General features: G+C 66.8%; 13 protein-coding genes and 1 pseudogene. 7 read left to right on the top strand and 7 right to left on the bottom strand.

Annotated elements, in window-relative coordinates; genetic code table 11:
* Window positions 1–279: 279 nt before the first annotated feature.
* Both VJ811_RS04725 and VJ811_RS04720 read right to left on the bottom strand, forming a co-directional pair.
* A complete protein-coding gene (locus tag VJ811_RS04725; protein ID WP_324071125.1) occupies window positions 280–750 on the bottom strand; it encodes an SRPBCC domain-containing protein in 471 nt (156 codons plus the stop codon).
* Window positions 747–1,091 (bottom strand): metalloregulator ArsR/SmtB family transcription factor, encoded by a 345-nt coding sequence (locus VJ811_RS04720; RefSeq protein WP_324071124.1) that lies wholly within the window; start codon window positions 1,089–1,091, stop codon window positions 747–749. Before VJ811_RS04720 ends, VJ811_RS04725 begins: the two co-directional genes overlap by 4 nt.
* Window positions 1,092–1,230: 139 nt before the next feature.
* Here VJ811_RS04720 and VJ811_RS04715 point away from each other — a divergent pair, with 139 nt between their 5' ends.
* The 5 genes from VJ811_RS04715 to VJ811_RS04695 all read left to right on the top strand — a co-directional run bounded on the left by VJ811_RS04715 (window position 1,231) and on the right by VJ811_RS04695 (window position 3,737).
* The gene (locus VJ811_RS04715) at window positions 1,231–1,551 is read left to right on the top strand and encodes a hypothetical protein (RefSeq protein WP_324071123.1); all 321 of its coding nucleotides are present in this window, start codon (window positions 1,231–1,233) and stop codon (window positions 1,549–1,551) included.
* Window positions 1,552–1,665: 114 nt separating this feature from the next.
* Window positions 1,666–2,085 (top strand): hypothetical protein, encoded by a 420-nt coding sequence (locus VJ811_RS04710; RefSeq protein WP_324071122.1) that lies wholly within the window; start codon window positions 1,666–1,668, stop codon window positions 2,083–2,085.
* Window positions 2,086–2,145: 60 nt separating this feature from the next.
* On the top strand, window positions 2,146–2,772 hold the full coding sequence (locus VJ811_RS04705; RefSeq protein WP_324071121.1) for a hypothetical protein: 627 nt from the start codon (window positions 2,146–2,148) through the stop codon (window positions 2,770–2,772).
* Between the two features lie 29 nt (window positions 2,773–2,801).
* Window positions 2,802–3,263, top strand: a complete 462-nt coding sequence (gene dksA / locus VJ811_RS04700; protein ID WP_324071120.1) for an RNA polymerase-binding protein DksA — start codon at window positions 2,802–2,804, stop codon at window positions 3,261–3,263.
* An 84-nt stretch (window positions 3,264–3,347) separates the two neighbouring features.
* The gene (locus VJ811_RS04695; RefSeq protein WP_324071119.1) at window positions 3,348–3,737 is read left to right on the top strand and encodes a PilZ domain-containing protein; all 390 of its coding nucleotides are present in this window, start codon (window positions 3,348–3,350) and stop codon (window positions 3,735–3,737) included.
* A 45-nt stretch (window positions 3,738–3,782) separates the two neighbouring features.
* Here VJ811_RS04695 and VJ811_RS04690 read toward each other — a convergent pair whose 3' ends face one another.
* Window positions 3,783–3,941, bottom strand: a complete 159-nt coding sequence (locus VJ811_RS04690) for a DUF465 domain-containing protein (RefSeq protein WP_082521410.1) — start codon at window positions 3,939–3,941, stop codon at window positions 3,783–3,785.
* A gap of 123 nt (window positions 3,942–4,064) precedes the next feature.
* Here VJ811_RS04690 and VJ811_RS04685 point away from each other — a divergent pair, with 123 nt between their 5' ends.
* Window positions 4,065–4,262, top strand: a complete 198-nt coding sequence (locus VJ811_RS04685) for a YdcH family protein (protein ID WP_037511274.1) — start codon at window positions 4,065–4,067, stop codon at window positions 4,260–4,262.
* 254 nt (window positions 4,263–4,516) lie between these two features.
* Window positions 4,517–4,963, top strand: coding sequence for a DUF1465 family protein (locus tag VJ811_RS04680; protein WP_324071118.1), 447 nt, complete (start codon window positions 4,517–4,519; stop codon window positions 4,961–4,963).
* Window positions 4,964–5,025: 62 nt separating this feature from the next.
* On the opposite strand, the gene VJ811_RS04675 is transcribed toward VJ811_RS04680, so the two are convergent.
* The 4 genes and pseudogenes from VJ811_RS04675 to VJ811_RS04660 form a co-directional block, all read right to left on the bottom strand.
* Complete coding sequence (locus tag VJ811_RS04675) at window positions 5,026–5,751, bottom strand: hypothetical protein (RefSeq protein WP_324071117.1); 726 nt, start codon at window positions 5,749–5,751, stop codon at window positions 5,026–5,028.
* A complete protein-coding gene (locus VJ811_RS04670) occupies window positions 5,715–6,488 on the bottom strand; it encodes an ABC transporter ATP-binding protein (RefSeq protein WP_324071116.1) in 774 nt (257 codons plus the stop codon). Before VJ811_RS04670 ends, VJ811_RS04675 begins: the two co-directional genes overlap by 37 nt.
* Window positions 6,482–7,483, bottom strand: a complete 1,002-nt coding sequence (locus VJ811_RS04665; protein ID WP_324071115.1) for an iron ABC transporter permease — start codon at window positions 7,481–7,483, stop codon at window positions 6,482–6,484. The genes VJ811_RS04670 and VJ811_RS04665 overlap by 7 nt, the downstream gene beginning before the upstream one ends.
* A pseudogene (locus VJ811_RS04660) lies at window positions 7,480–7,751 on the bottom strand (ABC transporter substrate-binding protein); the annotation flags it as partial. The pseudogene VJ811_RS04660 and the gene VJ811_RS04665, both read right to left, overlap by 4 nt.

The following is a 7,751-nucleotide window of genomic DNA, read 5'->3' as shown; positions in this document are numbered from 1 at the left end:
TCGGTCTGCAGCGCGCGCAGCGACGCGTCGGCCGCCACGATCCGGGCGGACAGGGGTTCGAGGCCGCGGCGCGCGAGGCCGGCGTCGAACGCTTCGGGATTTTCCCGGATCAGGCGGATATCGTGCATGCGCCGCGCTATGGCGTTGCGGCGCGAGCGGTGCAAGCCTGTCCTTATGCGAATGCGCCGACATTCAATTTTCGTCATTCCCGCGAAAGCGGGAACCCAATACAATGTTCGGTTGGGTTCCCTCTTCTGCGGGAATGACGAAAGCGGGGTTTTAGCCGCGCGGCTCCACCAACTTCGCCAGCTGGCCGATCGCGGTGCCCCAGCCTTCGTAGAAGCCCATCTCGTCATGCTTGGCGCTGTCCTCGGGGGTCTTATGGAGCACATGCGCCGAATAGAGGGTGCCGCCGTCCTGCGCTTCGAAGGTCAGGATCGCGGTCAGCGCGAGCCAAGGTTCGGCGGGTTGCCAGCCTTCGGTGAGCACGGTGGTGAAGACAAGGCGCTCGTTCGGGATCGCTTCGAGGAAGCAGCCATCGACATGCGGCTGGAAATCGGCGGCGCCGGCTTCGCGCATCCGCGTCACAAATCCGCCGCCGGGATGGAGATCGAGGGTGATCACCTGGCATTCGATCGGCGCCGGGATCCACCATTTCGCGAGATTCTCGGGGACGCTCCACGCGTCCCACACCGCCGACGGCGGCGCGGCGATCAGGCGGGAGATGGTGAGAGTCGTGTCGTTGGTCATCCTATTTTCTCCGGGGCGGTTTGTGATTCGACGAAGTCGGCTAGACGGTCGGTGCGGCCCTGCCAGATCGCGCGTTGCTGCGAGAGCCAGCCTTCCGCCGCCGCGAGCCGCTCGGCATCGACGCGGCAGGTGCGGACGCGGCCCTGCTTTTCTGTGCGGATCAGACCCGACACCTCGAGCACCGACAGATGTTTGAGGAAGGCGGGGAGGCCCATTTCGAAGGGTTCGGACAGCTGCTTTACCGGCGCGGCGCCTTTCAGCAGTCGGCTGACGACCGCGCGGCGCGTCGGGTCGGCGAGCGCGTGAAAGAGCGAATCGAGTGCGGCTTGTTGGTTCACCATATGGCGAACTATATGAATAGTTTCCCATATGGCAAACTGATTCTCGCCGCACATAAAAAAGGGCCGTCCCGAAGGGCGGCCCTTAGTTTCTGAGGTTCGGGTTAGCCCCCCAAACCGCCAGTGGATCTCTTAAGCCGCGTTGGCGTCATTGTCGTTGCGGTTCGCCGCGCGGCGGCGCGCGACAAGCGCAGCGGCTGCAGCGCCGAACAATAGCACCATCGGCGGCGCAGGAACAGGGGTCGGATCGCCCGACGAACTGCTGGTGCTGCCGCCCGAGCTCGATGAAGACGACGAGGAACTGCTGCTCGACGAGGAGGACGACGAGCTGGTGCTGCCGGTCGAGCCCCAGCTGCTGCTCCCGCCGGTCGCGCCCGACGAGGTCGCGCCGCTCGACGTGCTGCTGCTCGACGAGGAAGACGAGCTCGACGACGAACTGCTGGAACCGCCCGAGCTGCCATGAGACGAACTGCCATGAGACGAACTGCCGTGCGACGAACTGCCGCCCGACGAGGACGAGCTCGACGACGACGAAGAGGAGGACGAACTCGACGACGAGCTGCTGCTCGACGAGGAGGTGCTGACGTTGCCCGAAGAGGTCGAAACATTGCCCGACGAGGTCGAGGTGCTGACGCTGCCGGTCGAGGTCGAGACGCCGCCCGTCGACGTCGAAGTCGAAACGCTGCCGGTCGACGTCGAGACACCGCCGGTCGACGTCGAAACACCGCCGGTCGAGGTCGACACCCCGCCGGTGGAGGTCGACACGCCACCCGTCGAGGTCGAGACACCCGACGAGGTGCTGGAAGTCGTGCTGAGGCCGCCGGTCGTCGTCGAGGTGACGACGATGCTGCCGCTGCTGCCGCCGCCGCCGCTGCTGCCGCCGAAGAAACCGCCAAAGAAGCCGCCGCCGAAACCGCCGCCCAAGCCGCCGCCGATCACGGTCACGCCGCCGCCGCTGCCGCCGCCTTCGAAGCCGCCGCGCGGGAAGGGCGCGTAAGGGATCGGGGGCAGCGGGATCGTCTGCGTCACGACCTGCGTCTGCGGGGTTGCAGTGCGAATGATACGCTTCGTCGTAACGACGCGGCGCACGCGCTTCACCGGCTTGCGCGCGGCGTGGCGCTTGCGCACCACCTTCTTGCCCGCGCATGGCGAGCAGGACTGGACTGTCTGGGCGCGCGCCTTCGGCACGTCGGCGATCTGCATCGCGCCGCTACCGATGATCGCCCCGCCGCAGGTGCAGGCGCAAAGCTTGGCAAGGGCCATTCGGACAGACATAGGTTTTTCTTTCTTTCCCGTTGCAGGTGCGAAGCGCCATCGACCGGCACCCCCCATCCACCTCTGCTATGACCCAAAAGGCCAAAGCTTTATGAACGCGGCAATTGTGTTAACCGCGTTTGCCTGTCCGAGAGCGGGAATTGGCACGCGGAATCAATCAAAATCCCGCTATCTGTCCCAAAACAGAACGGATTATGCAACAATTCTATGCGATTGGTTAATCTTCGGACCTAAATCGCATCGGGCGCGGGTGTTCGACGGGCCGCCACCGGGCGGAAGAATCGCTCCCGAGGCCATGCCGGTTCATCGCCGCTTCACGGGTCGTCGCTATCGGCAGCTTAGGCGCTTGTATCGTCGCCAGCGGCTGGGTATAGGCGCGCCACTCCCCGAGCTGTTTAACAGCCCGTAAGGTGACAGGAAAGGACGCGAGAGCCCCTCATGCCGACCAAGATTGCCGACGTTGGCGCTGACGCGCTTCGCGAAGCCAAATCCAATCTCGATTCGGACTATGTCCCCAGTGACGACGAAGAGTTTATGAACGAGCGGCAGCAGGATTATTTCCGCGGCCTGCTCCTCGCCTGGAAAAAATCGATCCTGACCGAATCCGAATCGACGCTGGCGCACCTTCAGGACGGCCCGCTGCGCGAACCCGACCTGGCTGATCGCGCGTCGAGCGAGACCGACTGGGCGATCGAGCTTCGTACCCGCGACCGCCAGCGCAAGCTGATCGCCAAGATCGATTCGGCGATCCGCCGCATCGACGAAGGCGAATATGGCTATTGCGCGGTGACCGGCGAGCCGATCTCGCTCGCGCGCCTGCAAGCCCGCCCGATCGCGACGATGACGCTGGAGGCGCAGGAGCGCCACGAGCGCAACGAGCGGATTTCGCGCGAAGATTAGCCGGCGGGAACCCCGTCCCATTTACGATTCCGCAACGACCCGGCCCTAGATTCCTCTCCGCAATCACAAGAGGAACGGGGCGCAATGGATTCGCTAGGACCCAAATCGGTGGACGAGGAAGTCGCTGCGCTGTCGCGTGGTGCCGAGCGCGACAGCCTGTTCCTGCAGGCCGGGCTGATCGTTCCCGGCAGCCCGGACCCCGTCACCGTGCGCGTGCGCAACCTGTCGCCGGGCGGCATGCTGGCCGAGGCGAACGTCAAGGTCGCGCAGGGCGCAGCGGTCGAGGTCGACCTGCGCAACGTCGGCCCGGTCGCGGGCCGCGTGATCTGGGTAGGCGAGGGCAAGTTCGGTATTGCGTTCGACCGCCAGGTCGACCCGCAGGCTGTGCGTCGTCAGGTGGTTTCGCAGTCCGATTTGCCGCCGCATCTGCGGCGCACGGGCCTTGAGAAAGGATCCCTCTATCGCCGGCGCTGATGGTCCTTCACAGAGTGGCATCAGCGGGGGCGATAGCGCTGGCGATCAGGCGATCGCGAGCATCTCTTCCTTGAGTTTCAGTTTCTGCTTCTTGAGCTGCGCGACCACTCCGGTATCGGGGGCGGGGCGGCGCTCTTCATTCGCAATTTTCGCATCGAGGTCCGCGTGGCGGGACTTCAGTGTGGAAAGGTGCGACGTGCTCATTGGCATTCTCCTTTTCGACTCGATGGGCAGGACGAATTAAATCACGAAACCACCCCGATGTCGTGCCGATTCGGCCAGGCGGTCCCCGTTGCGGACCAGTGGTGAACGTGGCAGGGAGGCGATGTGAGCCCCGAGGAAATTACCCAGCGCCTGGAACTGCTTCGCATCGAGCATCGCGACCTCGATGCCGCGATCATTGCGCTCGGAACCGCGGCGGTTCCCGACCAGCTGCAGCTCGCACGCCTGAAAAAACGCAAGCTGCGCCTGCGCGACGAGATCTCCTGGTGCGAGGACCAGCTGCTTCCCGACATCATCGCCTAGGACCGGCCGACATTCGGCCCATGCCGGCCTGTAAATGGCGATTTCCAGTGCTTCCGGTGCTCCCCTACTGAAGTACGCTGCGCTCCGGGTCACGAAAAATCACCATTTTCGGCTCGCCCTGAACCAAATGTCGACCGATCCTAACGCTTGAATCAAAACGGGACGGTTGGCGCGCGTAATTTCATGGTTACCGACGTTGCGGACCCGATAGCCGGCATGGCATCTCCCGCGTCATGGTCGGTGGGCGAACGAACATGATGGCAATCGATGTGCCGGTGCAACGCGCACAGGTCGAAAATCTCTATGTCGAGGCGATGCTGCTCGCCGATGAGGCGCACGCCGCCTTTGCCGTGCAGCGCGACCTCGGGCGGGCCGGCGGTGATGCGGCGGCGCAGATCGGCCTTGCGTGCGAATCGCTGAAGACGACGACGCGACTGATGCACGTCATCGCCTGGCTGCTCCACCGCCGCGCAATGTTCGCGGGCGACCCGGGGGCAGGGCCGCACGACAGCGCGGCGCGGATCGGGCAGGCGGTCGCGGCCGACTGGGATATTTGCGCGAGCTTCGATGTATCGGTGCGCCGGATCGTTTCGGCGAGCGAGCGATTGTTCGAGCGGATCGCGATGCTGGAGGCCGGCTGGGAAGCGCCGGCGGTGGCGCCGGTACAGCAATTGCTGGCACGGCTCGAAGCGCGGCTTTGAGGCATTTAAGCCCCTCCTCTTCAGAGGAGGGGCAGCGAGACTTGGGAGCTTGCTCCCTAGGGTCAGGCGGCCTTCATCCACACGACGAGCGCGAAGCGCGCCCTGCGCGCGGGCAGCGTGCGGTGCGGGGTGAAGCGGTCGAGGAACAGCACCGTCCCCGCCGGGCACTCGGGCTGCACGCGCGGCAAGCCTGCGAGCCGCCATTCGGGGATTTCGAATCCGTCGTCGCCCTGTGACGCGAGCGGCGCGGGCTGGCGGCCCGCGGCAATCTCCAGGCCGCCGCGCTCCGGACCCGCATCGCTGAGCGGTATCCACGCAGTCACCACGACCTTGCCGCATCCGGTGCCGTCATCGCGCGCGACGTCGCTGTGCCACGCATGGCGATGCGCGGGAAAGCAGGCGATACTGGCGCGGACGCGCGCGATCTTTCCCGACAATTTGCGGTCGCCGAGCCGCTCGGCGGTCCCGATCAGTCGCGGATCGTTGACGAGCGCCTGCAATCGCGGCCCGCGATGCGCGTCGGTGCAGATCGCGGCGCGCAGCAGGTTCGCGACGCTGCGCTCGTGCGCAAACACCCGGTCGATCCGCTCGCTGAGCGGCGCGTCGGGACAGCTTTGATCGAAGGGCAGGTAGAGCGCGTGCGACACACGATCGATATGCTCGGCAATGTCGGCCTGCGCCGCGCGGATCAGTTCGGGGTCGAACAGCGGCACCGCGGCGTGGCCGTGCTCGGCAAAGAGCGCCCCATGTGTCACGACGCACGCCCGAAGGTCGTGATCGTTGGCCATTCGCCGGCGGTTTCGACGCGCGCGTCGATGCCATAGACCGCGCGCAACCGCTCGGTCGTCAGCACCTCGGCGGGTGCCCCGTCGGCGACGATCCGCCCCTCGTCGATCAGCAGCAGCCGGTCGCAATAGCGTGCCGCGAGCGTCAGGTCGTGGAGCACCGCAATCACCAGCGCGCCGCCGACGGCTTCGGCGCGCAGCATGTCCATGACGTCGATCTGGTGCCCCGGATCGAGGCTGGCGAGCGGTTCGTCGGCGATCAGCGCGGGTGCCTCGACCGCCAGTGCGCGCGCGAACAGCACGCGGGCGCGTTCGCCGCCCGACAATTCGGTCGCGATCCGGTCGCGCAGGTCGAGCACATCGGCGCGCGCCATCGCGCGCTCGATCGCGGCGGTGTCGGCATCGGCAATCCGCGACATCGGCGCGAGGTGCGGCAGCCGCCCCAGCCCGACAAGCCGCTCGACGGTCAACGGCCAGTGCAAGGTCTGCCCCTGCGGCACATAAGCGATGCGCCGCGCAAGCTCGGCGCGCGGCATCGCCGTGGCATCGGCGCCGTCAACGCGCACTGTCCCGGTTGCCGGCACCAGCGCGAGCATCGCACGCGCCAGCGTCGACTTGCCCGCGCCATTGGGGCCGACGATACCGGTCAGCGTGCCGGGGCCGAAATCGGCGCTGACATCGTGGACGACCGCGCGGCGGCCGAGCGTGACGCCGACATGATCAAGGGCCAGGCTCACCATAGCCGTCGCTCCCGCATCAGGTGGACAAGGAAGACCGGCACTCCCAGGAACGCGGTGACGACGCCCAGCTTCAGCTCGTTCGTCGTCGGGATGATCCGCACGCCCAGGTCGGCGAGTGTGAGCAGCGCCGCGCCACCGATCGCCGAGGGCAGCAGGATCGCCGACGGGCTGCGGTCGGTCAGCGGGCGGATCAGGTGCGGCACGATCAGCCCGACAAAGCCGATCGCCCCCGTCACGGCGACCGCGCCGCCCACCCCGATCGCGGTGCCGATCAACAGCCGCAGCCGGGTACGCCGCAGATCGGTGCCGAGCGCCTGCGCCGCATCCTCGCCCAGCGTCAGCGCGTCGAGCGCGCGTCCGTTCCACAGCAGCATCGCACCGCCGATCGCGATGCACGGCAGCGCGATCCACACATGTTCGAACGACCGGTTCTCGAGGCTGCCGAGCAGCCAGGTCATGATCTCCATCGCCGCGAAGGGATTGGGCGACAGGTTGAGCGCGAGGCTCGTCCCCGCGACCGCGAGCGTGCCCACCGCGATCCCGGCGAGGATTAGCGTCAGCGGGCTTTCGGCGCGGCCGGCGAGGACGAAAAGCAGCGCGAGCGAGACGAGCGCCCCGCCGGTCGCGAGCAGCGGCAGGACCAAGGCATGGATTTCGGCGAGCCCGAAATAGATTGCCGCCACCCCGCCGAGCGCCGCCGCGTTCGACGTGCCAAGCACCGAAGGCTCGGCGAGCGGGTTGCGCAAATAGCCTTGCAGTGCCGCCCCCGCGAGCCCGAGCATCGCGCCGACCGCGAGCGCGAGCAAGGTGCGCGGCAGGCGGAGATCGAAGAGGATGATCGACGCGACCCTGTCGCCGTCGCCGCTTGCGGCGGCGATCAACCGTGCCACCGACAGGTCGACCGCGCCGAACAGCAGCGACGCGACCGCGGCGGCGAGCGTCAGCGCCGCGAGCGCGGCAATCAGCGACCAGCGGGGCAGGGCAAAGCGGTTCATGATCGGTCCCCGTCGATGCGCGCGATCTGCGCGGTCATGCTGCGCGCCGCCTGTGTGTAGGCGGGGCTGCCGCATACGGTCCACGCCTGCGGGATGCTGATGCGCGGAATATCCTTGATCGCGGGATGGTGCAGCATTTCGCTGCCCTGATCGGTCACGACATCGGTCGCGCTCTCGACGATCAGGAAATCGGGCTCCGCCGCGACCATTTCCTCCAGGCTCAACTGCGACAGCGGCGGCTTGCCGAGCTTGCCCGCGAGATTGACCA

Source organism: Sphingopyxis sp. (assembly GCF_035250425.1).
Lineage (GTDB): Bacteria > Pseudomonadota > Alphaproteobacteria > Sphingomonadales > Sphingomonadaceae > Sphingopyxis.
This window is presented reverse-complemented; position numbering and strand designations above follow the sequence as displayed.

What these genes read in the sequence shown, in the direction of transcription:
- VJ811_RS04705 (WP_324071121.1), top strand. Translation starts at nt 2,146, where the DNA reads ATGATACGCTTCGTCGTAACGACGCGGCGCACGCGCTTCACCGGCTTG.
- VJ811_RS04690 (WP_082521410.1), bottom strand. Translation starts at nt 3,941, where the DNA reads ATGAGCACGTCGCACCTTTCCACACTGAAGTCCCGCCACGCGGACCTC.
- VJ811_RS04680 (WP_324071118.1), top strand. Translation starts at nt 4,517, where the DNA reads ATGATGGCAATCGATGTGCCGGTGCAACGCGCACAGGTCGAAAATCTC.
- VJ811_RS04695 (WP_324071119.1), top strand. Translation starts at nt 3,348, where the DNA reads ATGGATTCGCTAGGACCCAAATCGGTGGACGAGGAAGTCGCTGCGCTG.
- VJ811_RS04720 (WP_324071124.1), bottom strand. Translation starts at nt 1,091, where the DNA reads ATGGTGAACCAACAAGCCGCACTCGATTCGCTCTTTCACGCGCTCGCC.
- VJ811_RS04725 (WP_324071125.1), bottom strand. Translation starts at nt 750, where the DNA reads ATGACCAACGACACGACTCTCACCATCTCCCGCCTGATCGCCGCGCCG.
- VJ811_RS04665 (WP_324071115.1), bottom strand. Translation starts at nt 7,483, where the DNA reads ATGAACCGCTTTGCCCTGCCCCGCTGGTCGCTGATTGCCGCGCTCGCG.
- VJ811_RS04670 (WP_324071116.1), bottom strand. Translation starts at nt 6,488, where the DNA reads ATGGTGAGCCTGGCCCTTGATCATGTCGGCGTCACGCTCGGCCGCCGC.
- dksA (WP_324071120.1), top strand. Translation starts at nt 2,802, where the DNA reads ATGCCGACCAAGATTGCCGACGTTGGCGCTGACGCGCTTCGCGAAGCC.
- VJ811_RS04675 (WP_324071117.1), bottom strand. Translation starts at nt 5,751, where the DNA reads ATGGCCAACGATCACGACCTTCGGGCGTGCGTCGTGACACATGGGGCG.